Below are 22,859 nucleotides of genomic sequence, written 5' to 3'. Positions count from 1 at the left end.
GCACGTGAGCGCAACAGCCAAAACCCCGTTCTACATCACCACGGCCATCACCTACCCGAACGGTGTTCCGCACATCGGACATGCCTACGAGTACATCGCCACCGACGCCATGGCGCGCTTCAAGCGGCTTGACGGCTTTGACGTGATGTTCCTGACGGGCACGGATGAGCACGGCATGAAGATTGCGCAGGCGGCCGAGAAGGAAGGCGTCACGCCCAAGGAGCTGGTGGACCGCAACGCGGAAGTCTACAAGTCTGCCCACGCCGCGCTGGGGATCACGTACGACCGCTTCATCCGGACCACGGACGCTGACCACTACGCAGCGTCGCAGGCCATCTGGAAGAAGATGGAAGCCAACGGCGATATCTACCTGTCCAAGTACGAGGGCTGGTACTCCGTCCGGGACGAGGCCTTCTATGTGGAGGACGACACCCTGGTCAAGGACGACGGCGTGCGGTACTCCAAGGAGACAGACACCGAGGTGACGTGGACGGCTGAGGAGAGCTACTTCTTCCGGCTGTCCTCCTACCAGGACCGCCTGCTGGCGCTGTACGAGGCCCAGCCGGAGTTCGGGGCACCGCAGTCCCGCTTCAACGAGGTCATCAGCTTCGTCAAGCGCGGCCTCGAAGACCTGTCGATCAGCCGCACCACGTTCGACTGGGGTGTCCCCGTCCCCGGCAACGACAAGCACGTCATGTACGTCTGGGTGGACGCGCTCACCAACTACCTGACCGGCGTCGGCTACCCGGACGTCGAGTCGGAATCCTTCAAGAAGTTCTGGCCCGCCGATGTGCATGTGATCGGCAAGGACATCTCACGGTTCCACGCCATCTACTGGCCGGCGTTCCTGATGAGTGCCGGCATTGAGCTGCCCAAGCGCGTAATGATCCACGGCTTCCTGCACAACAACGGTGTGAAGATGTCCAAGTCGCTCGGCAACGTGGTGGCACCGGCAGACTTCGTGGCGCAGTACGGGCTGGACCAGGTACGGTTCTTCTTCCTCCGAGAGGTCCCGTTCGGCGCCGACGGCAGCTACAACCATGAGGCCATCGTGGGCCGCATGAACTCGGACCTGGCCAACAACTTCGGCAACCTGGCGCAGCGTTCGCTGTCCATGGTGGCCAAGAACTGCGAGGCCCGGGTCCCGGTTCCGGGTGCCTTCACGGCTGAAGACACCGCGATCCTGGCGCAGGCCAACGGGCTCCTGGAGACTGCTCGGGCCGCCTTCGAAAAGCAGGAATTCAGCCGCGCACTCGAGGCCATCTGGGGCGTCCTGGGGGACACCAACGCCTACTTTGCCGAGCAGGCTCCCTGGGTACTGCGGAAGACCGACGTCGAACGCATGAACACCGTGCTGTACGTGACGCTGGAAGTGCTGCGCATCGTGGCCATCCTGGCCCAGCCCGTGATGCCCACCGCCACGGCCGCGCTGTTGGACACGTTGGGACAGCCCGACGGCGGATCGCGCCAGTTCTCCGCGCTCACCACACCTATTGTCGCCGGAACTCCGCTGCCGGCTCCGGCGCCCGTCTTCCCCAAGTATGAGGAACCAGCCGAAGCCTAGGTATGTCCCTGCTGGCTACTTGCTGGTACGCGGACTGAGTATTGTTCCGGGTCCGGTCAGTAGGGCCCGCCTTGTAAGGCGGGTACTGAGTACTGGAGACATCCTGGTGTCCGTCTGTCTAGCCTTATCTGGTTAGCAAACTGATGATTCGCATCTGGGAGAACCGTCGCCCCGATGCTGTCCGTTTGCCTTTAGCCCTCCGTGTCGGGGATGGCGCCGTTCTTCCACCTGTCTGATCAGTTTGGACCAGACAATGGATGGAGACGGAAATGAAACGGATCCTTGCCGCTTTTGGTGTCGCGGGTCTTGCGCTATTGGGTGCCACTGCGCCGGCCACCGCGTCGCCTTCTGAGGACGAGAAAAAGATCACCATTTGCCACGCCACCGGCTCGGAAAGCAATCCCTACGTGCCGGTGACCATCAGCCTCAACGCGCTCAACGCCCACGTGGGCCACCAGCACGATGAGGACATCATTCCGGCCAACGACGGGAAAGTTCTTCCCGGCGGCCAGAACCTTGACAAGGCCGGCATCTGGAATGCAGGCTGCGCCGCACCAGGCGAGCCGAACGGCAACGGCCACGGCGATCACAAGATCACCATCTGCCACGCCACCGGCTCGGACAAGAACCCGTACGTGCCGATTACGATCGCTCTGCAGGGACTCAACGGCCACGCCAATGCCAACCACCAGCACACTGAAGACATCATCCCGCCGAACACCGGCAAGGTGCTGCCTGCAGGCCAGAACTGGACGGCTAAGGGGCAGGCAACCTACAACAACGGCTGCGTTCCCACATCGGTGCCGACAGTAGTGCCGCCGGGAGAGACTCCCAGGGGGGCGGTTGTGGGTACGCCGGGCGAGACTCCCAGGGGGGCGGTTGTGGGTACGCCGGGCGAAACTCCCAGAGGTGCTGTTGTGGGTGCGCCAGCGGGTCAAGGTGCCGTAGCCGCCAACAACCCTGGCTTCAATGTCCAGACTGCAGTGGCAGGTTCGACTGACGTTTCCATCGCCCCCTGGGCCGCTGGCATCGTCGTGATGTTGCTCGCTGCAGCGGGAGTGGCTGCCCGCAGGACCCTGGCAGCCAGCGGTACCGTATCCCGGCCCCGGAAGGAATGACGCCGGCTACTGCCGCCCGCAGGGGCGCTGTTTGAATCACCGGCAGGCGCCGTGGCCGCAAAGGGCGCGGCGTCTGCCGGCAAACCGGGCAAATCCGACTGACAGCGGGTAACGATGGACAGCGATGGAAGGCTCTTCACCGCCAAGAGCATTGTCTTTGTGGCGCTGTGTGGCGTGCTGGCCTACCTGGCGTTCGCATTTCTGCCATTCCTGGCCGGGCCGGGAGCGTCGCCGGCAGTGACCGGGGTTGCTGTGCAGCCGACCACCCAGGCCCCAGCGCCGTCCACCCCCACGCCCTCCACGGACACCGGCGCTCCGGTCCCGGCGGGTCCGGCAGCGTCCCCGCCGCAGCGGCTGGTGTATCAGGCCGCAGACATCGATGTAGTGGTCCACCCGCTCGAACCCACCGGCGAGGACCAGGCCACCCAGACCATCGTGCCGCCGCCCACCATGGACGGCTACTGGCTGTCGCCCTACGGTGTGCCCGGAGTGGGCTCGGTCAATACCACCTACATTGCCGGCCATAGCTGGGTGGACAGGGACGCGCCGTTCAACCGGCTGAGTACACACGCGGCAGCAGGTGACAGGCTGACCGTGGCCACAGCCAAGGGCGAAGTGGCCTACTTGGTGGATTCAGTGACTACCTACGAAAAATCCGGGCTCAAAGACAGCCACATCTGGCAAGTGGCACCCAACAGGCTGGTCCTCATTTCCTGTTACACGGATGATTTCTGGGGCACCAACGTGGTGGTGGTGGCCTCACCGGAGGACCCAGTCCTCCGTCTCAGCAAATGAGACCGATTGTCCGGCATGCGGATCATCTTAATATTCTTGGAGCATGAGCGCATCCACGATCAATCTCGCTGTCATTCCCGGTGACGGCATTGGCCCAGAGGTCATTGCCGAGGCACTGAAAGTCCTCGAAAAGGCTGTCGCCGCTGAAGGCGTTGTCCTCGAGCAGACTCACTACCAGCTCGGTGCCGAGCACTGGCTGGCCACCGGCGAGACCCTTCCGGATGAGGTCCTCGCCGACCTGCGCACGCGGGACGCGATCCTCTTCGGTGCGGTCGGCGCCGCCCCCGGCGACACCCGGATTCCGTCCGGTATCATCGAGCGGGAGATGCTGCTCAAGCTCCGCTTCAGCCTGGACCACTACGTCAACCTGCGGCCGTCGCGGCTGTACGGAACAGTCGGCAGCCCGCTGGCCAATCCCGGCATCATCGATTTTATCGTCGTCCGCGAGGGAACCGAGGGTCCATATGTGGGCAACGGCGGCTCGCTTCGCACCGGCACACCCCACGAGGTGGCCACCGAGGTCTCACTCAACACGGCATATGGCGTGGAGCGCGTTGTCCGCGATGCCTTCCGCCGCGCCAGCGCCCGGGAACGCAAGCATGTGACCCTGGTGCACAAGCACAACGTCCTGGTCTACGCCGGCCACCTGTGGAAGCGCACCGTCGAGTCGGTGGCCCAGGAATTCCCCGAGGTCACCCACGATTACCTGCACGTTGATGCGGCCACCATCTTTATGGTCACCGACCCCTCACGCTTCGATGTCATTGTCACCGACAACCTCTTCGGCGACATCCTCACTGACCTCGCTGCAGCCATCACCGGCGGCATCGGGCTGGCGGCGTCCGGCAACATCAACATGGACCGCACCGCCCCGTCCATGTTTGAACCGGTCCACGGCTCGGCCCCGGACATCGCCGGACAGCAGAAGGCAGATCCCACCGCGGCCATCCTGTCGGCGGTGCTCCTGCTGGACCACCTCGGCTACACCGCCGCGGCCCGCAGGATCGAAGCTGCGGTGATCGCCGACGTCGAAACCCGCGACGGCGGCGCCCGCAGCACCAGCGCCGTCGGGGACGCCATCGCCGCAGCGCTCTAGGCCCGGCCGGGAGGTCCTGCCAACGGGCGTAAGCTTGTTTCGAATCACCAAATGCTGCCCTGCGGTTCAGTGTTGAACCACATTCAGAAGGCAGCCGATCGTGGAGGAACCATGACTCAGACCGCCCATGGCGTCGAATTTAACCAGCAGCTCTCGGCAACCCCGAAGTCAGCTGAAGAGCGTGCAGCCATCCTGGCCAACCCGGGATTTGGCAATTACTTCACCGACCACACCGCCGTCGTCGACTACAGCGTGGACGAGCAAGGCGAGGGTGGCTGGCACAACGCCCGCGTTGAGGCCTACGGACCCATCTCCCTGGACCCGTCTGCCGCGGTGCTGCACTACGGCCAGGAGATCTTCGAAGGCCTCAAGGCATACCGCCACGCTGACGGCTCAATCTGGACCTTCCGTCCGGAGGCCAACGCGGCCCGCCTGAACAAGTCGGCCCGACGCCTGGCACTTCCGGAACTGCCCGAGGAATACTTCCTCGGCGCCATCCGGGAACTGGTGCAGGCGGACAAGGAATGGGTTCCCGCCGGTGACGGCGAGGCCCTTTACCTGCGCCCGTTCATGATCGCCACCGAGGCGTTCCTGGGTGTCCGGGCAGCGCGGGAGGTGTCCTTCCGGGTGATCGCATCGCCCGCTGGCAACTACTTCGGCGGCGAACTCAAGCCCGTGTCCATCTGGATCTCACGCGAGTACGCCCGCGCAGGCCGCGGCGGCACCGGTGCCGCCAAGTGCGGCGGCAACTACGCAGCCTCCCTGATCGCCCAGCAGGAAGCCGAAGCCAACGGCTGCAAGCAGGTGCTGTTCCTGGACCAGTTCAACGACAACGCCGTCGAAGAGCTCGGCGGCATGAACGTGTTCTTTGTGATGAAGGACGGATCCCTCGTGACTCCTGCACTCACCGGAACCATCCTGGAGGGAATCACCAGGATGTCCGTTATCCAGGTGGCCAACGACATGGGCCGGCAGGTCACCGAGCGCAAGATCACCCTTGATGAATGGCGCGACGGCGTGGCCTCCGGCGGGATCACCGAGGTTTTTGCCTGCGGCACCGCAGCGGTGATCACCCCGATCGGTGTCCTGAAGGACACCACCGAATTCATCGGTTCCGAGGACGCGAAGGCGGGGGAGACCACCATGGCCATCCGCGAACAGCTCCTCGGCATCCAGACCGGAACCGTGCCGGATACTCACGGCTGGCTGACCCGCCTGGCCTAGGCACGCCACGCACTTAGGAATAACGACGGCGGTTGGCCGGCGCTGTGGGAAGTTCAACACAGTGCCGGGCAACTGCCGTCGTCCGTTAACGGGGTCTTCCATTAATAGTGAGTCGCGGCCTCAGCGGCGGGCGGCCTTCCGGGCCGCGTTCTTGAGGGCCTTGCGGGAGACCGGCTTCAGGGCTTTGCGCGCCGCTTCGTCGTCCAGGGCACGGTTGCGGCGGGCATCGATGACGTCGTTCCAGAGTGCGGTGGCGAAGGCACCGCCGTCCTGGGCGTAAACGTCGTAGGGATAGTCGGCAAAGATGGACTGTTTGCTGCCGCCGGTGGGCAGATCCGTCCCTGTTGCCTCCGCAACGGCGTCGGCCACAGCCCAGGTCCGGGTGAGGTGCTTCGTGAGGTTCGCCTGGACAAAAATGTTTGCGTCGCTGGAGGCAGCGGCGCGCGTCAGGAGCGCGTCGAGGTCACGGGCCAGGAACCTGGACGCCCCGGCTTCCACGGGTAGTGAACCTGATCTGAAGTCCTCAGCGAAAGCGTCGACTTCCTCGCGCCAGTCGGTGGTTTCGCGGAACTTCTGCCACGTGGGAAACCAGACAATGGAGCCCGTCGCGTGGTTGTGGATGTGCAGCAGACCGCTGTTTTTCTCTGCCAGTGCGTGGTCGTGTCCCGCGGCGTCGGCGCCGGACAATAGTTCGGACAGCGAGGTGGTGGGTGAAGTGCTCATGGGTATGCCTGGCTGCTCTCTCTGGGCGGTGGGTTCACCAGCCATAACCCGCCCCGGGGGTGCGGTTATTCCGTGCCGTCCTGATGCGAAGATGGTGCAGTGAACTCCACCTCGAGCGGCGCTCCAGTCGCTGCCAGCCCACTGACGGCTTTCTTCCTGGCACCCAACCCCGGGCCCATGAGCCTGGACGGCACCAATTCGTACGCCATCTCCGCCCCCGGCGCCAGTACATCCGTGGTGGTGGATCCGGGCCCGGCGGACGAGGGCCACCTTCGCCGCCTCGCAGACGTGGGCCCCGTGGAACTCATTCTCGTGACGCACCGCCACTCCGACCACACGGCAGGCTCCCAGCGGCTCCATGAGCTCACCGGCGCCCCGGTCCGCGCGGCCGATCCCCGGCACTGCCACGGCGGCGAGCCCCTGCAGGACGGTGAAACCATCCACGCGGCGGGTGTTTCCATCCGGGTCCTGGCAACGCCGGGCCATACGTCCGACTCCGTCTGCTTCCACCTTCCCGGCGACGGCCCGCACGGCTCTGTGCTGACCGGCGACACCATCCTGGGCCGCGGCACCACCATGCTGGACTACCCTGACGGCAGGCTGGGGGATTACCTTGAGTCCCTGGACCGGCTCGAAGCCCTTGGCCAGGCCACCGTCCTGCCGGCCCACGGCCCGGTGCTTCCCTCCCTTGCGGCCGTTACCCGCTCCTACCGCGAGCACCGGCAGGAGCGTCTGGCGCAGATCCGCGCAGCGCTGGCCCGCTTTGGCGGGGACGCCACTGTCGCGGACGTGGCGGACGACGTGTACGCCGACGTCGAACCCTCCGTCCGGCGGGCGGCCGAAATGTCGGTGGCCGCGCAGCTGGACTACCTCCGTGGGCTGCCCGGGGCCTGACCGGCGGACGTGACGCAGGGCAAGTGCCGCCGCTCAAGACGGTAGGCTAGCCACCATGCGTATTGCCAGGTTTGTAGTCGATTCTGATCCCCTCTACGGCGTTGTTGAAGGAGAGCCCGGCAGTGAGGAAATCACTGTCATCAACGGCGACCCCTTCTTCAACGGGGTGGAGCGCACGCACGTCAAGCACAAGCTCGAAGACGTCCGGCTCCTGGCCCCGATCATTCCCCGCAGCAAGGTGATCGGCGTGGGACGCAACTTCGCCGAGCACGCCGCCGAGCTGGGCAACGAAGTCCCGCAGCAGCCGCTGCTGTTCCTGAAGCCGAACACCTCCGTCATCGGCCCCGGCGACCCCATTGTGCTGCCGGAATTCTCAGACGAAGTTTCGTTCGAGGCCGAGCTGTGTGTGGTCATCGGCCGGATCTGCAAGGACGTCCCGGAAGACCGCGTCGACGACGTCATCTTCGGCTACACCTGCGGCAACGATCTCACCGCCCGCGACGTCCAGAAAACGGACCTGCAGTGGGCCCGGGCCAAGGGCTTCGACACCTCGGCACCCCTCGGACCCTGGATCGAGACCGAGCTGGACACCGAAGACCTGGCCATCAAGGGCTGGCTCAACGGTGAACTGCGCCAGGACGGCAGCACCAGCCAGATGATCCGCGGCGTCCGGGAAATCGTCTCCATCGTGTCCCAGGCCTTCACCCTGCTCCCGGGCGACGTCATCATGACCGGCACCCCGGCCGGCGTCGACCTCGTCACCGCGGGGGACCGCTACGACGTGGAGATCGAGGGCATCGGCCGCCTGTCCAACCCGGTGGTCCGCCGCTGACGGGTAAAGTTGGAACCACTATGACTACTGCCTCCGCGCTGAACCCTGCCGCCATCCCGTCCGTCACTGCCGAAACCCCGGTCCGGGTGCGGTTCTGCCCGTCACCCACGGGCACCCCGCACGTGGGCCTGATCCGGACGGCGCTGTTCAACTGGGCCTATGCCCGGCACACGAAGGGGACCCTGGTTTTCCGCATCGAGGACACGGACTCGGCGCGGGACAGCGAGGAAAGCTACCACCAGCTGCTGGACGCGCTGAAGTGGTTGGGCATCACCTGGGACGAAGGTGTCGAGGTGGGAGGCCCGCACGAGCCGTACCGCCAGTCCCAGCGCAGCGACATCTACCAGGATGTCATCGCTCGGCTGAAGGCCGGCGGCCACATTTACGAGTCCTACTCCACGCCCGCTGAAATCGAAGCCCGCCACCGTGCGGCGTCCCGCGACCCCAAGCTGGGTTATGACGGGTTTGACCGTCACATCACCGAGGAACAGCTGGCCCAGTACAAGGCAGAAGGCCGCCAGGCCGTGCTGCGCCTGCGGATGCCGGACGAGGACCTCACGTTCAAGGACCTCGTCCGCGGCGAGATCACGTTCAAGGCCGGCTCCGTGCCGGACTTCGCGGTGGTCCGTGCCAACGGCGCGCCGTTGTACACGCTGGTGAACCCGGTGGACGATGCCCTGATGGGCATCACGCACGTGCTGCGCGGCGAAGACCTGCTCAGCTCCACGCCGCGCCAGATCGCCCTGTACCGTGCCCTCTACGCCATTGGCGTTGCGGAGTACATGCCGGAGTTCGGGCACCTGCCGTACGTCATGGGCCAGGGCAACAAGAAGCTCTCCAAGCGCGACCCCGAATCCAGCCTGTTCCTGCACCGCGAACGCGGCTTCATTCCCGAGGGCCTGCTGAACTACCTGTCCCTCCTGGGCTGGTCCCTGAGCGCCGACGAGGACATCTTCACCGTCAAGCAGCTCGTGGAGCACTTCGACATCCACGATGTGCTGGCCAACCCGGCACGTTTTGATCTGAAGAAGGCAGAAGCCATCAACGGCACGCACGTCCGGCTGCTTGAGGCCGCCGATTTCCGTGCGCGCCTGGTGCCGTACCTCCGGGCCGCGGACCTGGTAGGGGAGATCCTCACGGACCGGGAGGAAGAGATCCTCACCGAGGCTGCACCCCTCGTCCAGGAGCGGATCACCCTGCTGGGGGAGGCCCCGGAAATGCTCGCCTTCCTGTTCAAGGCCGACGACGCGATCGACGTCGCGGACGACGCCCGCAAGGGCCTGCCCGCCAACCTGACCGAAGTACTTGATGCCGCCCTTGCGGCCCTTGAGCCTGTTCAGGACTGGAACCCGGAGGAGATCCAGACGGCCCTGAAGCAGGCACTCGTGGAGGACCTCGGGCTGAAGCCGCGGCTGGCCTTCGGTCCTGTCCGCACCGCCATCTCCGGGCGCCGGATCTCGCCGCCACTCTTCGAATCCATGGTGATCCTGGGCAAGGACTCGTCCCTGAGCCGGCTCCGCACCTTCCGCGGCTGATGTCCGCCACCGGCACCACCGCTGACGGAGTCCTGAAGACGCGCTTCGGGACCATCCGGGGCGTCCTGTTCGACATCGACGACACCCTGGTGGACCTCGAATACGCCATGACCACAGCCCTTCGCGAGGTCAGCGAGCACCTCCTGCCCGGTCTGGACCAGACCGGGTGGGAGCGTTTCGGCAGGATCTTCACGCACGAGACCACGCACTACTACGACCGGTACCTGGCCGGGGAGTTGACCTTCAACGACCAGCGCCTTCTGCGGGGACGCGCCGCCCTGGGGCACTTCGGGGTGGATCTTGCCGACGGCGAAGAAGCGCACGGGTGGCTCTCGGCCTACAGCCGGCTGCAGCCCACGTATGTGCGTGCCTTTGAGGACGTGCTGCCGCTCCTGGACCTGCTGGACGCTGCCGGCATCCCCTACGGTGCCGTCAGTAACAACGTGCACGACTACCAGCGGGCCAAGCTCGACGGCGCCGGCCTGGAACGCGTCCGCCGCCTGGTTGGCACGGACACCGTAGGCGTTGCCAAGCCTGAGCCGGCCATCTACCTCGAAGGAGTCCGCCTGCTGGGGACTGTCCCGGAGGAGACCCTGTATGTGGGGGACAACAGGATGCTGGACGCAGACGGTTCGACGGCGGCGGGCCTGATAGGCGTCTGGCTCAACAGGGTGGGGGAGCCAGCGCCGGATTTCGCCGGTCACAAGATCACCTCGCTGTCACAGCTGCTGGGCTGACCAGCCGTCTACCCGGCAGACTGAAGCCTTTGCCTGTTCCGCAGCACCATGTAGATGCCCACGGATCCGAGTACCAGCACAGCAACCAGGCCGAGGGCAACGGCGGTATCCGACTTCCCCACCATGCTGGTGGGCGAGATGGCCGCTGCGCTGGAGTACAGAGTGTCCGTGCCATCCGCAATCCGGGCGTTGCCATCAGCAAGTTTCCCGGCACCGGTCGCCAACTCTGTCGATCCCGAGGCCAGCTTGGTGTTGCCTGTGGCCAGTTTCGAGGCGCCTGCCGCCAGTGCCTGGGAGCCCTGGAGCAGGCCAGGGGTTGAGGGATCGGCGGGATCGCCCTTGATCCCGGCATTCAGTGCCAACGTGCCGTCCGCCAGCCGTGAGCTGCCCTCCGTGATCTTGGCGACGGCATTGATCAGGCCCGGGCGGTCGGCATTGCCAGGCACGCCGTCCATGCCGGTGCGGATCTGGGACGTTCCGGCGGTCAGCAGTTCGGTGCCGAGCACAACGCCCGGGTTGTTGGGATCGCGGCTGTTGAGCTTTTCACCCAGGGTGGCGAAGCCGGCGGTGAGGCGCCCCGTTCCCGTATGCAACTGCGCCGCTCCGTCATTGAGCTTCCCGGCGCCAGCCTGCAGTTGCTGCGCCCCGGCGTCGAGCTTGTGGGCTCCAGCGGTGATCTTGGCGATCTTGTCCTTGATTACGGCCAGCGGCACCAGACCCTGAAGCGGGTCCGAGGCCGCCGCCTCCAGCAGCTCAAGGGCCTGCGCCAATGCTGCCGTACCGGTGCCGGCCTCGGGGGAATTGTTCGCTCCTCGATAGCCCTTCAGCTGGGCCGTTCCGGCGGCCAGCTCTCCCGTCCCGGAGGCCAGGCGGGCCGCACCCGCATCCAGCGCAGTCGCGCCGTCCGCCAGGTTGTTCTCGGCATTTCCGGCGGCCGTAGGCGTCAGTGCCGCGGCGAGCTGGGTTGCTCCGGCGGCGAGCTTTCGGGCGCCATCGTCCACTTTGTACACGCCGGGCGCGAGCTTGTTGTTGACGTCAGTTTCGATCTTGACAGCGCCAGCGGCGAGCTGGTCTGCACCGGACTGCAGTTTTTCAGCGCCCGGGGCCAGCTTCTCGCTGACACCCAGGAAGACTTTGTCGGCGCCGGAGGAGAGCTTGCCGGCACCGGTGTCTGCCATGCCCGCGCCGGCCGCCAGCTGACCGGCGCCGTCCTTGAGCTGCTCGGCGCCGGCCGAGGCCTGGCCCGCACCGTCCATCAGCTTGGCCGATCCGTCGGTGATCCTGGCGGTGACCAGTGTGTAAAACCCAAGCAAAGCAATCAGCATCAGGGCCAGGACGGCGATGGCAAGCTGCTGTGCCCGGGTTCGGGTCTTGATGGGCGCGGCGGCACGACTTTGTGTCACGGTGGGTCCTCTCGATGGTTTGCCGGCAGTGTGAAATCTGCCGGCCACCCACCTGGACCAGGGGCGGCAAGTCCGGACGCAAAACTAAATTCCGAAGTGCCTGCAGCAAAGGCAGAGGGTGGTTACTCTCGGGTAACTTACCGAGAGTAAACTTATTCCGGGTGATCTGGCAAGGGGTCCGGACCCTGGGTCTTCGGTGCCGATTTGTGCCAGCCCAAAGTCTCGGGTAAAGTAATTTCTCGTGCTGAGGCGCACGGAGCGCGGCTTGAAGCCCGAAACTCCGGCCCGAAAGTATCATTGGGATATGGTGTAATTGGCAACACTACGGTTTCTGGTACCGTCATTCTAGGTTCGAGTCCTGGTATCCCAGCTCTGTTTGGTCGCAGGCTAACCGCGGCAAATCAGTGGTTTCAGATCGGTTCGCCGATTTGAAACGCGCGCTGAGTGTATGAAATACTCACTTAGCAAACCGGCCTGGCGCCGGTTGGAAGTGAAAGCTTCCTGGAAGTACGCGGCCCCATCGTATAGCGGCCTAGTACGCTGCCCTCTCACGGCGGTAACGCGGGTTCGAATCCCGCTGGGGTCACCAACGAACGGTCCCGGGCATCAGCCCGGGGCCGTTTTTTCGTTGTGGAGTCCACCCTGCCGGTCACAGGACACAACCGGGGCCCGGTGGGAAAGCTGCCGCAACTGGCATGATGATGCTGTGACCTCCTCAGACGGGCTTCGTCCCACGCAGCCTCCGCCGCCTCTGCGCGCACCGAAAACGCAGCCGGGCCGGCCCGACGCGGCGTCGGAGCCGGCCGTGGCCTTGCTCGAGGCCGTGCGTGGGGATCTGTCTGCGGTGTCGTTGCCGCTCGCCCTTGCGGACGTCGAACAGGCGCGCCAGGACACGCGGAACGCCGTCGCCCAGCTGGACGACTACATCCTCCCGCGGTACCGGAGCCTGGACGCACCGTTGCTGGCCGTCGTCGGGGGTTCCACGGGCGCCGGCAAGTCAACGCTGGTGAACGCCTTAGTGGGGCACCCGGTCACACGCTCCGGCGCCATCAGGCCCACCACCCGGCAGCCGATTCTGCTGCACCACCCGGCCGATGCCGGCTGGTTCGAAGGCCACCGTGTGCTGCCCACCCTCAACCGGATCCGGGGCACTGTCTCTACGGAACCCGTCCCGGCCAGCCGGGCCGGCGCAACACCCGGTGCGGAGGCCATTTCCTCCCTGGTGCTGGTGGCGGACCAGGCTGTTCCGCAGGGGATCGCGCTGCTTGACGCTCCCGACGTCGACTCAATTTCCGACGACAACCGCAGGCTGGCCGGTCAGTTGCTGGCCGCCGCGGACCTCTGGGTTTTTGTGACCACTGCCAACCGCTACGCAGACGCGGTCCCGTGGAAACTGCTCCTGGACGCGTCCTCGCGGGACATCATGGTGGCCGTGGTCCTGGATCGTGTGCCGGCGGAGGCGGAAGCCGAAGTCAGCGCCGATCTCCGGGCGTTGCTGCAACAGGAAGGCCTCGGCGACGCCGGACTGTTCATTGTGCCGGAGACGGACCTGGACCATCTTGGCATGCTGCCAACGAGCGCCGTGGAGCCGCTGCGGCGCTGGCTGCAGGAACTTGCAGCCGACGCCGCTGGGCGGTCCGAAATTGCCCGCCGTACCCTCAACGGGACGGTGAAGGCGCTGGCCGGGCGGGTCGGTGCCGTGGCGCACGCGGTCCAGGGGCAGGAGCGGGCCGCGGCCTCGCTCCGTGCAGGCGCTGAGGCCGCCTATCGCGATGCCGGGGCCCGGATCCTGGACGCAACAAAGGACGGCGCCCTCCTCCGTGGCGAAGTATTGGCGCGCTGGCAGGACTTCGTCGGAACAGGGGAGTTCTTCCGGGCGTTGGAGCAGAACATCGGACGGCTGCGGGATCGCGTGGGAGCGTTTTTCCGGGGCGAGCCGACGCCGGCCGTCCGGGTTGAGGCCGCCATCGAAACGGGGTTGCAGGCCGTCATCCTGGACGAGGCCGCCAACGCCGGCGAGGAAACTGACCAGCGGTGGCGCTCGGACCCGGCCGGCCGCGAGCTCCTGGGGACGGAGGATCTGTCCGGCACCGGCCCCGGCTTTGCCGATGTGGCCGCAGCGGAGATCAGGGCCTGGCAGGCCGGCCTGATGGAACTGATCCGCACGGAGGGGCAGGGCAAGCGCACGCAGGCCAGATGGCTTTCCTTCGGGATTAACGGGCTGGGTGCCGCACTGATGATCGTGGTGTTTTCCATGACCGCCGGCCTCACCGGGCTGGAGATCGGCGTGGCGGGCGGTACCGCCGTCGTCGGCCAGAAACTGCTCGAGGCAGTGTTCGGCGAAGACGCGGTCCGCCGGCTGGCGCAGACTGCGCGGGATGACCTCCATGCCCGTTGCCAGCGGCTGCTGCAGGCAGAGCAGCAGAAATTCCTCCAACGCCTGCCGGAGGGCGGCGCGGACACTGGCCGGATCCTGACCGACCACGCCGCTGCCCTGGCCCGGCTGGCGGACAAGGCATGAGCCGCCACAGCGTAGCCCGCGAAGCGTCGCAGCTGAACCGCAGGCTCGAAGCCCTCAATGATGCCCGCGAACTCGCCGAAGGTGTCTTGCCGGATGCTGCACTCGAGGAGGTATACCAGCTCCTCGAACGCGCGAGCTCCCGGCGGTCACTGTCGGCTGATCACACCGTTGTTGGGTTTTTCGGTGCCACCGGCAGCGGAAAATCGTCACTCTTCAACGCGGTCAGCGGCGCTGAAATCGCGACGGCGGCCGCCCGCCGGCCCACAACGTCGGAACCTTTGGCTGGTGTCTGGGGAGCGGACGGCAGCGAGCCGTTGCTGGACTGGCTTGCGGTGGGCAACCGCCACCATGCGGAGTCCGTGGCAGGCTTCGCGGACGAGGGCACCGGGCTGATCCTGCTGGACCTGCCGGACTTCGATTCCACCAGGGCCGCGAACCGGGAGATCGTGGAGCGCATGGTTGGCCTGGTGGATGTCCTGGTCTGGGTCCTGGATCCGCAAAAGTACGCCGATGCGGCGGTCCACAACGATTTCCTGGCGCCCCTGTCCGCGCATGGCGCCGTGACCCTGGTGGTCCTCAACCAGGTGGACCGCTTGCCCGAACGGGACGTGCAGCCTGTGCTGGAGTCCTTGAAAGGGATCCTTGCCCGCGACGGGCTGGGCAAGGTTCAGGTCCTGGGCGCATCCGCCCTGAAGGGCACCGGCGTGGACAAGGTCCGGAGCGCCATCCGCGGTGTGGTGGTGCAGCGCCAGGCAATCTCGCAGCGGCTGGCCGCGGACGTTTCGCGGGCCTCGGGGCAACTCCGGGACGCCGCCGGCGCTGGGGAAGCCGCCGGTGTCAGGCCGGCGTCGAGATCCCGGCTCACCGATGAGCTGGCAACGGCCGCCAACGTGCCCGTGGTGGTGGACGCAGTTGCGCGGTCCTACCGCATCGAGTCGACGCGCCGCACGGGGTGGCCGGTGACGCGGTGGCTGGTGCGGTTCCGGCCTGATCCGCTCCGCCGGCTCAATCTGAGAAGTTCTTCTCCGTCCCAACTTAACCGGACCTCGCTCCCGGCCGCGGGCGCCCCGGAACGCGCCCGGACGGATGCTGCTGTCCGTGAGTTTGCGGACGCGGCGAGTGCGGGCGCACCCGGACCGTGGCGTGCCGCGATCAGGGGTGCTGCCCGGGAAGGGCGGGAGGCGTTGCCGGATGCCTTGGACCAGGCCATCGCAGGCACGGACCTGATGGCGTCCCGGAAGTCCTGGTGGTGGGGCATGTTCAACGTGGTCCAGTGGCTCGCGCTGCTGACAGTCCTGGGCGGCCTGGGCTGGCTGGGTGTGCTGGCAGGGCTCGGCTATCTCCAGCTGCCCGTGCCCCAGGTTCCGAAGGTGGAGGGCTGGCCGGTGCCGACGTTGATGATTGCCGGCGGCGTGGCGCTGGGAATCTTCCTGGCGCTGACCGGAAAGTTCATTGGGTCGGGAGCCGCGAGTGCGCGTGCGGCCAGGGCCAGGAAACGGCTGAGGGCAGCGGTGGGCGAGGTTGCCCGGGACTTCGTGGTGGAGCCGGTGGAAGTTGAGGTCAGCAGGCTCGCGTCCTTCAACGCGGCGCTGAAGGCTGCGGCCGGAAACTAAGGCCGCTACGCCAAGGCGGTTGCGGCGTCACTGACCTTGATCAGCGTCCGCAGGTTCCGAGTGGTAGTGGTTGCCTTGAATTTTGCCTTGGACGAGATCTTGCTGAACGGGCTGTCCAGTGTCCCGCCAGCCGGGGCCAGCCAGGCCAGTGCCTCCGGGCCGAGGCGTTTCTGTTCAGTCCCGTCAAGGGCTGCGCCGGCCGCGTCCAGCTCATCGAGCATGGCGGTGTCTGAGGCCAGCGTGATGTAGGTGTGCGTTGCCTTGTCGTCCGCCGGGTACGGGCAGGCCGCCACGAGTTCGGAGACCCGCTGGGCCGTCAAAACCACCACCCAGGCGTCATAGCCGAACGCGTCACGCAGGCACTTCTCAAATGTCCGTTTGACGGCGGCAGGATCCTCGTCGCTGGCAAGCACCACGTTGCCGCTGGCCAGCAGTGTCTTGACTTCCGCGAACCCCTGCGATGCGAGGGCATTCTTGAGGTCAGCCATCTTGATGTTGATCCCGCCGACATTTATCCCGCGGAGGAAGACTGCGTAGCTGTTCATGGCGACAGCCTAGCCGGGGGGCAGCCAGGCCTGGACGGAGGCGAGGCCTCAGTCGTTGCCCTTGCGCAGGGCCTCGGTGAGGAGCCGTGCGGCATTGCAGACCACCTCGGCGTGGAGGCGGCCCGGCTGGCGGGTGAGCCGCTCGATGGGGCCGGAGATCGACACGGCGGCGATCACGCGTCCGGACGGTCCCCGGACCGGGGCCGAGACTGAGGCGACCCCGGGCTCGCGTTCGCCGAGGCTCTGGCCCCAGCCCCGCCGTCGTACGCCTGCCAGCACGGTAGGCGTGAAGCGGGCGGCCTGCAGGCCCTCAAGGAGCCGGTCGTGGTCTTCCCAGGCAAGAAGTACCTGCGCGGCGGAGCCGGCCTTCATGGAGAGTTTCGTGCCCACGGGGATGGTGTCGCGCAGGCCGATGGGACGTTCTGCGGAGGCGACGCAAATACGCCATTCGCCCTGGCGGCGGAAGATCTGGGAGCTTTCGCCGGTGGCGTCCCGCAGCTGCATCAGGACCGGGCCGGCGGAAGCGATGAGACGGTCCTCGCCGGCGGCGGAGGCGAGCTCCACCAGACGGCTGCCGAGGACAAACCGGCCCTGGATGTCGCGGCTCACCAACCGGTGATGGATCAGGGCCAGGGCAAGCCTGTGCACGGTAGGCCGGGCCAGACCTGTGGCGGCCACCAGCTGTGCCAGCGTGGTGGGTCCGGCCTCCAATGCATCAAGCACATGGGCCGCTTTATCAATGACGCCGACTCCACTAGAATTGTCCATGTAATGATATTGCCGTCTCATTATCTGAGATGCAAATCTTCGGGCTGGCACATAATGCAGCCCTGCTGGTTCAGTGGAACCAAACAGCCAAACAGCAGTGAAGGGAGATGGCCGTGGCAAAGACACTGGCCGAGAAAGTCTGGGACGCGCACGTGGTGCGTAAAGGCGACGGCGAAGGAGCCAATGCTCAGCCCGACCTCCTCTTCATTGACCTTCACCTTGTCCATGAGGTGACGTCTCCGCAGGCATTTGAAGGTCTGCGCCTGGCGGGCCGCAAGCTGCGCCGCCCGGACCTCACCATCGCCACGGAGGACCACAACACGCCCACGCTGGACATCGACAAGCCCATTGCCGATCTCACCAGCCGTACGCAGATCCAGACGCTGCGCAACAACTGCGCGGAGTTCGGCGTCCGCCTGCACTCGCTCGGCGACGCGGAGCAGGGAATCGTGCATGTTGTTGGCCCGCAGCTTGGCCTTACCCAGCCCGGGATGACCGTTGTCTGCGGTGACTCCCACACGTCCACCCACGGCGCGTTCGGTGCCCTGGCCATGGGCATCGGCACGTCCGAGGTGGAACACGTCATGGCCACGCAGACGCTGTCCTTGAAGCCGTTCAAAACCATGGCCATCAATGTCGAAGGCACCCTGCGCCCGGGCGTCACCGCCAAGGACATCATCCTGGCCGTGATTGCCAAGATCGGCACCGGCGGCGGCCAGGGCTACGTCCTGGAATACCGCGGTTCCGCCATCCGTGCGCTGTCCATGGAAGCCCGCATGACCATCTGCAACATGTCCATCGAAGCCGGTGCCCGCGCCGGCCTGGTGGCCCCCGACCAGATCACCTACGACTACATGGACGGCCGCCCGCACGCGCCGCAGGGCGCGGACTGGGATGCCGCCGTCGAGTACTGGAACACGCTGAGGACCGACGACGATGCGACGTTCGACGTCGAGGTGGACCTTGACGCCGACACGCTGGAGCCGTTTGTCACCTGGGGCACGAACCCGGGCCAGGGCGTTTCGCTCTCAGCCAGAGTTCCGTTCCCTGAGGACTTCGGCGACGAAAACGCCAAGGCGGCCGCCGAACGCGCCCTGCAGTACATGGGGCTTGAAGCCGGGACGCCGATGAAGGATATCCGGGTGGACACGGTCTTCCTGGGCTCCTGCACCAACTCACGCATGGAGGACCTCCGGGCCGCTGCGGACATCATCCGCGGGCGCCAGAAGGACCCCAACATCCGGATGCTGGTAGTCCCCGGCTCGGCACGCGTGCGGCTGGAAGCAGAGGCCGAAGGGCTGGACAAGGTCTTTAAGGAATTCGGCGCCGAATGGCGGTTTGCCGGCTGCTCGATGTGCCTGGGCATGAACCCGGACCAGCTGGAGGTGGGGGAGCGTTGCGCCTCGACCTCCAACCGCAACTTCGAAGGCCGTCAGGGCAAGGGCGGCCGCACGCACCTGGTGTCGCCGGTGGTGGCGGCGGCCACGGCTATCCGTGGCACCCTGAGTTCGCCGTCGGACCTCGATCCGGTTCCCGAATCCGCCGCCATCCGCACCGACGCAGCCTAGGAGGCCGCCATGGAAAAGTTCACCACCCACACCGGCGTCGGCGTACCGCTGCGCCAGAGCAACGTTGACACGGACCAGATCATCCCGGCGGTCTACCTCAAGCGGATCACCCGCACCGGCTTCGAAGACGCACTGTTCTCCGCCTGGCGCAAGGACCCGGCCTTCATCCTGAACCAGGCGCCGTTCAACGCCGGCTCCGTCCTCGTGGCAGGCCCGGATTTCGGCACCGGTTCGTCCCGTGAACACGCCGTCTGGGCCCTGAAGGACTACGGCTTCAAGACGGTCCTCTCGTCCCGCTTTGCCGATATTTTCCGCGGCAACTCCGGCAAGCAGGGGCTGCTGGCCGCTGAGCTCGCCCAGGAGGACATCGAGCTGATCTGGAAAGAACTCGAGAATGCTCCCGGCACCGAAGTCACCGTTGATCTCGTCTCCAAGACTGTCATCTGCGGCACCATCGTGGCACCCTTTGAAATCGACGATTACACGCGCTGGCGCCTCCTGGAGGGCCTGGACGATATTGGCCTGACCCTCCAGCACGAAGAGGACATCACCGCCTTCGAGGCCACGCGTCCGGCCTTCATGCCCACAACGCTTCCGGCCCGCCTCTCCTGAGCCGGAGGCCGGAATTTCCCGCCCCGGACGGAGCCGCCTGTGCGGCGCCGCGCCGGAGGCTTTCGGCGCCCGTATTTCGGTTCGGTAACGCAACCTCCTATGCTTAGCTGGAGCCTTTGCAAGGATTTTGGGGCGAGTAATCGTAAGGAAACCGGTATATGAGTAGTGTTCTGACAATCCGCGGCGGAGTCCCGCTTACAGGCCGCGTCAGCGTCCGGGGGGCCAAAAACCTTGTTCCGAAGGCAATGGTGGCAGCATTGCTGGGCAACGAGCCGTCGGTGTTGCGGAACGTTCCGGAGATCAAGGACGTGGAGGTTGTCACCTCGCTCCTGCAGCTGCACGGGGTGACGGTGGTCAAGGATCCCGTCAGTGGCGACCTCACCCTGGATCCGAAGGCGGCAAAAACCGCCCCGAGTACTGCGATCGATGCCCACGCCGGTGATTCACGGATCCCCATCCTGCTCTGCGGACCCCTGATCCATGCGATCGGTGAGGCCTTCATTCCGGACCTTGGCGGCTGCAAGATCGGGGACCGGCCCATCGACTACCACCTCAACGTGCTCCGCCAGTTCGGCGCCGTGGTGGAAAAGCGCCCGGGCGGCATCCATATATCCGCACCCAAGGGCCTGCATGGCGCCAAGATCAATCTGCCCTACCCCTCGGTGGGTGCCACGGAACAGGTGCTGCTCAGCGCCACCCGCGCCGAAGGGATCACCGAGCTTTCCGGCGCCGCCACCGAGCCTGAGATCATTGACCTCATTGCCGTGCTGCAGAAGATGGGCGCCATCATCAGCGTCCAGACCGACCGGACCATCCGTATTGAAGGTGTCCGGGACCTGGGGGGCTATAACCACCGCGCCCTTTCGGACCGCAACGAATCGGCGTCGTGGGCTTCGGCAGCACTGGTGACCCGCGGTGACATCTTCGTCGAAGGCGCCTCGCAGCGGGACATGATGACGTTCCTGAACACCTACCGGAAGGTAGGCGGCGGCATGGACATCGGCGAAGACGGCATCCGCTTCTACCACCGGGGCGGCAAGCTCAACCCGCTGGTCCTGGAAACGGATGTGCACCCCGGCTTCATGACCGACTGGCAGCAGCCCCTCGTGGTGGCCCTGACCCAGGCCGAAGGCGTCTCGATCGTTCACGAGACCGTCTATGAAAACAGGTTCGGCTTCACCGATGCGCTCATCCGGATGGGAGCGAGCATCCAAGTGCACCGCGAGTGCCTGGGCAGTGTGCCGTGCCGCTTCGGCCAGCGCAACTTCCTCCACTCCGCCGTCATCTCCGGCCCCACCCAGCTCAAGGGCGCCGACATCGACGTACCGGACCTGCGTGGCGGCTTCAGCCACCTGATCGCGGCGCTGGCCGCTTCCGGCACGTCCCGCGTGACCGGGATTGACATCATCAACCGCGGCTACGAACGCTTCAGCGAAAAGCTGTCCGGCCTCGGCGCCGATTTCGACATCACCTCGACAAAGTAGCGGTGGGTACGTGAAGGAAACGGCCAAGAGCCAGGCCACATTCGTTGTGGTCGCAGCCATAGTGCGCACGGTGCTGAACGCAATGATGAACAAGAAGTGGGAAGGCCTCGAGAACCTCCCCGCCGGCGGATTTATTGCCGTGCCCAACCATTGCACGGAAATCGATCCGCTGATTGTGGGGCACATTCTCTACAACCAGAAGCGCGCCCCGCACTTCCTGGCCAAGGCCGGGCTGTTCAAGGTTCCGGTCCTGGGTGCGGTCCTGCGGGCCACCCGGCAGATCCCGGTGGAACGCTCGACGGCGGGGGCGAACCGCTCGCTGCAGCTCGCCCAGGAGATTGTGGCGGACGGCGGGGCCATCATCATCTACCCCGAAGGTACACTCACGCGCGATCCCGCGTTGTGGCCGATGAAGGGCCACACCGGCGCTGCCCGCCTTGCCTTGGAAGGCGGCATTCCCGTGGTACCGATCGCGCACTGGGGCGCCCATGAAGTGTTCCCGCGTTATGCGAAGCGGTTCCACCTTTTCCCGCGCAAGACGTCCAGGGTGATGGTGGGCAAGCCCGTGGACCTCAGCCAGTACGCGGACCGGCCACTGGATAAGGCAACGCTGACCGCGGCTACCGCGACGATCATGGACGCCGTGACCGGTTTGCTGGCCGGCATCCGCGGGGAGGAGCCTCCCGCAGAACGCTGGGACCCGTCCAAGCACAATCAAGCCACGCACGGTCGCTTCGTTGAGCGGGAAAATCCTGACGATGCTGCGGATGCCACCTGATGGCTGACGAAAGCCGTCAGGGTTCCGCCCGGTCTGTCGCCGTCCTGGGCGCCGGATCCTGGGGAACCACGTTCGCCAAGATCCTCGCCGATGCGGCTGGAGCAGCGGGGGAACAACGGAGCATCCGGATCTGGGGCCGCCGCAGCGAAGTGGTGGAGCAGATCAACAGCTCCCACCGCAACGTCCAGTACCTGAAGGACACCGAGCTGCCGCCCAGCATCACGGCCTCCACGGACGTCAGCGAGGTGCTGGTGGGCGCGGACCTGGTGGTCCTGGCCGTTCCTGCACAGTCACTGCGCCTCCAGCTCCGTGAATGGAAGCCGCTGATCGCCGCTGACGCCATGGTGGTGTCCCTGATGAAGGGCCTTGAGCTCGGCACGGACTCCCGGATGAGTGAGGTTATCAGCGACGAACTGGGGATTCCCAAGGACCGCATTGCCGTGGTTTCCGGTCCCAACCTGGCCATGGAGATCGCCCGGGAGGAACCGACTGCTTCTGTGGTGGCCTGTTCCGATGCGGCGGCCGCGGGCTGGATCGCGAGGAGCTGCACCGCACCGTACTTCCGTCCGTACACCACGGCGGATGTCGTCGGCGTGGAAATTGGCGGCATCGTCAAGAACGTCATAGCGCTGGCCGTGGGCATCTGTGAAGGTAAACAGATGGGGGACAACACCAAGGCCTCCGTGATCACCCGGGGCCTGGCCGAAACATCCAGGCTCGCCCTTGCCCTTGGTGGCGAGGCACGGACCATGGCCGGGCTGGCGGGCCTGGGGGACCTGGTGGCAACGTGTTCCTCGCCGCTGTCGCGAAACCATACTGCCGGCCGTATGCTCGGCCAGGGACTTACCCTCGAGCAGTTGGCCCAGCAGATGACCCAAACAGCCGAAGGCATCAAATCCGGCCAGGCTGTGCATGAACTTGCGGGGAAACTGGGCGTCGAAATGCCCATCACTGCCGCTGTCGTAGCCGTCCTGGCCGGCAAACTGTCCGTTGACCAACTGGGGCCGCTGCTGCTGGCCCGGGACCTGAAACCCGAAGGCGATTACTGA

Annotated in this window: 20 protein-coding genes and 2 tRNA genes; 18 read left to right on the top strand and 4 right to left on the bottom strand. The window is 65.8% G+C overall.

Features of this window, described 5'->3' with window-relative positions:
* Positions 1–4: 4 nt before the first annotated feature.
* The 5 genes from metG to NG696_RS18615 all read left to right on the top strand — a co-directional run bounded on the left by metG (position 5) and on the right by NG696_RS18615 (position 5,797).
* Entirely contained in the window at positions 5–1,564 is a 1,560-nt protein-coding gene (metG, locus tag NG696_RS18635) for a methionine--tRNA ligase (RefSeq protein WP_252566109.1), read from the top strand.
* Between the two features lie 269 nt (positions 1,565–1,833).
* The gene (locus tag NG696_RS18630) at positions 1,834–2,682 is read left to right on the top strand and encodes a hypothetical protein (RefSeq protein ID WP_252566107.1); all 849 of its coding nucleotides are present in this window, start codon (positions 1,834–1,836) and stop codon (positions 2,680–2,682) included.
* A gap of 114 nt (positions 2,683–2,796) precedes the next feature.
* Complete coding sequence (locus NG696_RS18625; protein WP_252576332.1) at positions 2,797–3,477, top strand: class F sortase; 681 nt, start codon at positions 2,797–2,799, stop codon at positions 3,475–3,477.
* 43 nt (positions 3,478–3,520) lie between these two features.
* Positions 3,521–4,573: a 3-isopropylmalate dehydrogenase gene (locus tag NG696_RS18620; protein WP_252566101.1), complete on the top strand. Its 1,053-nt coding sequence runs from the start codon at positions 3,521–3,523 to the stop codon at positions 4,571–4,573.
* A 111-nt stretch (positions 4,574–4,684) separates the two neighbouring features.
* Positions 4,685–5,797, top strand: a complete 1,113-nt coding sequence (locus NG696_RS18615) for a branched-chain amino acid aminotransferase (protein WP_252566098.1) — start codon at positions 4,685–4,687, stop codon at positions 5,795–5,797.
* A 120-nt stretch (positions 5,798–5,917) separates the two neighbouring features.
* Here NG696_RS18615 and NG696_RS18610 read toward each other — a convergent pair whose 3' ends face one another.
* Positions 5,918–6,520, bottom strand: a complete 603-nt coding sequence (locus tag NG696_RS18610; RefSeq protein WP_252576331.1) for a hypothetical protein — start codon at positions 6,518–6,520, stop codon at positions 5,918–5,920.
* A gap of 99 nt (positions 6,521–6,619) precedes the next feature.
* On the opposite strand from NG696_RS18610, the gene NG696_RS18605 reads away from it, so the two are divergent.
* Genes NG696_RS18605 through NG696_RS18590 form a run of 4 tightly spaced genes read left to right on the top strand, consistent with a single transcriptional unit; the run spans position 6,620 to position 10,518 of the window.
* On the top strand, positions 6,620–7,414 hold the full coding sequence (locus NG696_RS18605) for an MBL fold metallo-hydrolase (protein ID WP_252566093.1): 795 nt from the start codon (positions 6,620–6,622) through the stop codon (positions 7,412–7,414).
* Between the two features lie 55 nt (positions 7,415–7,469).
* Positions 7,470–8,246: a fumarylacetoacetate hydrolase family protein gene (locus tag NG696_RS18600; protein WP_058932084.1), complete on the top strand. Its 777-nt coding sequence runs from the start codon at positions 7,470–7,472 to the stop codon at positions 8,244–8,246.
* Positions 8,247–8,266: 20 nt separating this feature from the next.
* Positions 8,267–9,781, top strand: a complete 1,515-nt coding sequence (gene gltX, locus NG696_RS18595) for a glutamate--tRNA ligase (RefSeq protein WP_252566090.1) — start codon at positions 8,267–8,269, stop codon at positions 9,779–9,781.
* The gene (locus tag NG696_RS18590) at positions 9,781–10,518 is read left to right on the top strand and encodes an HAD family hydrolase (protein ID WP_252566087.1); all 738 of its coding nucleotides are present in this window, start codon (positions 9,781–9,783) and stop codon (positions 10,516–10,518) included. The genes gltX and NG696_RS18590 overlap by 1 nt, the downstream gene beginning before the upstream one ends.
* A gap of 8 nt (positions 10,519–10,526) precedes the next feature.
* On the opposite strand, the gene NG696_RS18585 is transcribed toward NG696_RS18590, so the two are convergent.
* Positions 10,527–11,921 (bottom strand): hypothetical protein, encoded by a 1,395-nt coding sequence (locus NG696_RS18585; protein ID WP_252576323.1) that lies wholly within the window; start codon positions 11,919–11,921, stop codon positions 10,527–10,529.
* A 298-nt stretch (positions 11,922–12,219) separates the two neighbouring features.
* On the opposite strand from NG696_RS18585, the gene NG696_RS18580 reads away from it, so the two are divergent.
* From NG696_RS18580 to NG696_RS18565, 4 genes are all read left to right on the top strand, one after another.
* Positions 12,220–12,291, top strand: a tRNA-Gln gene (locus tag NG696_RS18580).
* 143 nt (positions 12,292–12,434) lie between these two features.
* Positions 12,435–12,510, top strand: a tRNA-Glu gene (locus NG696_RS18575).
* 216 nt (positions 12,511–12,726) lie between these two features.
* Positions 12,727–14,442, top strand: coding sequence for a dynamin family protein (locus tag NG696_RS18570; protein WP_252576321.1), 1,716 nt, complete (start codon positions 12,727–12,729; stop codon positions 14,440–14,442).
* The gene (locus NG696_RS18565; RefSeq protein ID WP_252576319.1) at positions 14,439–16,055 is read left to right on the top strand and encodes a GTPase; all 1,617 of its coding nucleotides are present in this window, start codon (positions 14,439–14,441) and stop codon (positions 16,053–16,055) included. The genes NG696_RS18570 and NG696_RS18565 overlap by 4 nt, the downstream gene beginning before the upstream one ends.
* A 5-nt stretch (positions 16,056–16,060) precedes the next feature.
* On the opposite strand, the gene NG696_RS18560 is transcribed toward NG696_RS18565, so the two are convergent.
* Together NG696_RS18560 and NG696_RS18555 are read right to left on the bottom strand one after the other, a co-directional pair.
* The gene (locus NG696_RS18560; RefSeq protein ID WP_252576315.1) at positions 16,061–16,600 is read right to left on the bottom strand and encodes a DUF1697 domain-containing protein; all 540 of its coding nucleotides are present in this window, start codon (positions 16,598–16,600) and stop codon (positions 16,061–16,063) included.
* A 48-nt stretch (positions 16,601–16,648) separates the two neighbouring features.
* On the bottom strand, positions 16,649–17,368 hold the full coding sequence (locus tag NG696_RS18555; protein ID WP_056349182.1) for an IclR family transcriptional regulator: 720 nt from the start codon (positions 17,366–17,368) through the stop codon (positions 16,649–16,651).
* A 113-nt stretch (positions 17,369–17,481) separates the two neighbouring features.
* Here NG696_RS18555 and leuC point away from each other — a divergent pair, with 113 nt between their 5' ends.
* The 5 genes from leuC to NG696_RS18530 all read left to right on the top strand — a co-directional run bounded on the left by leuC (position 17,482) and on the right by NG696_RS18530 (position 22,859).
* The gene (gene leuC / locus NG696_RS18550) at positions 17,482–18,936 is read left to right on the top strand and encodes a 3-isopropylmalate dehydratase large subunit (protein WP_252566071.1); all 1,455 of its coding nucleotides are present in this window, start codon (positions 17,482–17,484) and stop codon (positions 18,934–18,936) included.
* A gap of 9 nt (positions 18,937–18,945) precedes the next feature.
* Positions 18,946–19,548 (top strand): 3-isopropylmalate dehydratase small subunit, encoded by a 603-nt coding sequence (gene leuD / locus NG696_RS18545; RefSeq protein WP_252576314.1) that lies wholly within the window; start codon positions 18,946–18,948, stop codon positions 19,546–19,548.
* A gap of 158 nt (positions 19,549–19,706) precedes the next feature.
* A complete protein-coding gene (murA, locus tag NG696_RS18540) occupies positions 19,707–21,032 on the top strand; it encodes a UDP-N-acetylglucosamine 1-carboxyvinyltransferase (RefSeq protein ID WP_252566067.1) in 1,326 nt (441 codons plus the stop codon).
* 10 nt (positions 21,033–21,042) lie between these two features.
* Complete coding sequence (locus tag NG696_RS18535) at positions 21,043–21,810, top strand: lysophospholipid acyltransferase family protein (protein ID WP_252566064.1); 768 nt, start codon at positions 21,043–21,045, stop codon at positions 21,808–21,810.
* Positions 21,810–22,859 carry an NAD(P)H-dependent glycerol-3-phosphate dehydrogenase gene (locus tag NG696_RS18530; RefSeq protein WP_252566061.1) on the top strand — a complete coding sequence of 350 codons (1,050 nt, stop codon included), beginning with the start codon at positions 21,810–21,812 and terminating at the stop codon, positions 22,857–22,859. The genes NG696_RS18535 and NG696_RS18530 overlap by 1 nt, the downstream gene beginning before the upstream one ends.

The organism is Pseudarthrobacter cellobiosi (assembly GCF_023913755.1).
Taxonomy (GTDB): domain Bacteria; phylum Actinomycetota; class Actinomycetes; order Actinomycetales; family Micrococcaceae; genus Arthrobacter; species Arthrobacter cellobiosi.
Note: the sequence above shows the minus strand (reverse complement) of the source record. Positions and strands in the feature narration are given on the sequence as shown.

Bases quoted from the DNA above. Each gene is read 5' to 3' on its own strand.
- NG696_RS18630 (WP_252566107.1), top strand. From the start codon at position 1,834: ATGAAACGGATCCTTGCCGCTTTTGGTGTCGCGGGTCTTGCGCTATTG.
- NG696_RS18625 (WP_252576332.1), top strand. From the start codon at position 2,797: ATGGACAGCGATGGAAGGCTCTTCACCGCCAAGAGCATTGTCTTTGTG.
- NG696_RS18620 (WP_252566101.1), top strand. From the start codon at position 3,521: ATGAGCGCATCCACGATCAATCTCGCTGTCATTCCCGGTGACGGCATT.
- NG696_RS18615 (WP_252566098.1), top strand. From the start codon at position 4,685: ATGACTCAGACCGCCCATGGCGTCGAATTTAACCAGCAGCTCTCGGCA.
- NG696_RS18610 (WP_252576331.1), bottom strand. From the start codon at position 6,520: ATGAGCACTTCACCCACCACCTCGCTGTCCGAACTATTGTCCGGCGCC.
- NG696_RS18600 (WP_058932084.1), top strand. From the start codon at position 7,470: ATGCGTATTGCCAGGTTTGTAGTCGATTCTGATCCCCTCTACGGCGTT.
- gltX (WP_252566090.1), top strand. From the start codon at position 8,267: ATGACTACTGCCTCCGCGCTGAACCCTGCCGCCATCCCGTCCGTCACT.
- NG696_RS18590 (WP_252566087.1), top strand. From the start codon at position 9,781: ATGTCCGCCACCGGCACCACCGCTGACGGAGTCCTGAAGACGCGCTTC.
- NG696_RS18565 (WP_252576319.1), top strand. From the start codon at position 14,439: ATGAGCCGCCACAGCGTAGCCCGCGAAGCGTCGCAGCTGAACCGCAGG.
- NG696_RS18560 (WP_252576315.1), bottom strand. From the start codon at position 16,600: ATGAACAGCTACGCAGTCTTCCTCCGCGGGATAAATGTCGGCGGGATC.
- NG696_RS18555 (WP_056349182.1), bottom strand. From the start codon at position 17,368: ATGGACAATTCTAGTGGAGTCGGCGTCATTGATAAAGCGGCCCATGTG.
- leuD (WP_252576314.1), top strand. From the start codon at position 18,946: ATGGAAAAGTTCACCACCCACACCGGCGTCGGCGTACCGCTGCGCCAG.
- murA (WP_252566067.1), top strand. From the start codon at position 19,707: ATGAGTAGTGTTCTGACAATCCGCGGCGGAGTCCCGCTTACAGGCCGC.
- NG696_RS18530 (WP_252566061.1), top strand. From the start codon at position 21,810: ATGGCTGACGAAAGCCGTCAGGGTTCCGCCCGGTCTGTCGCCGTCCTG.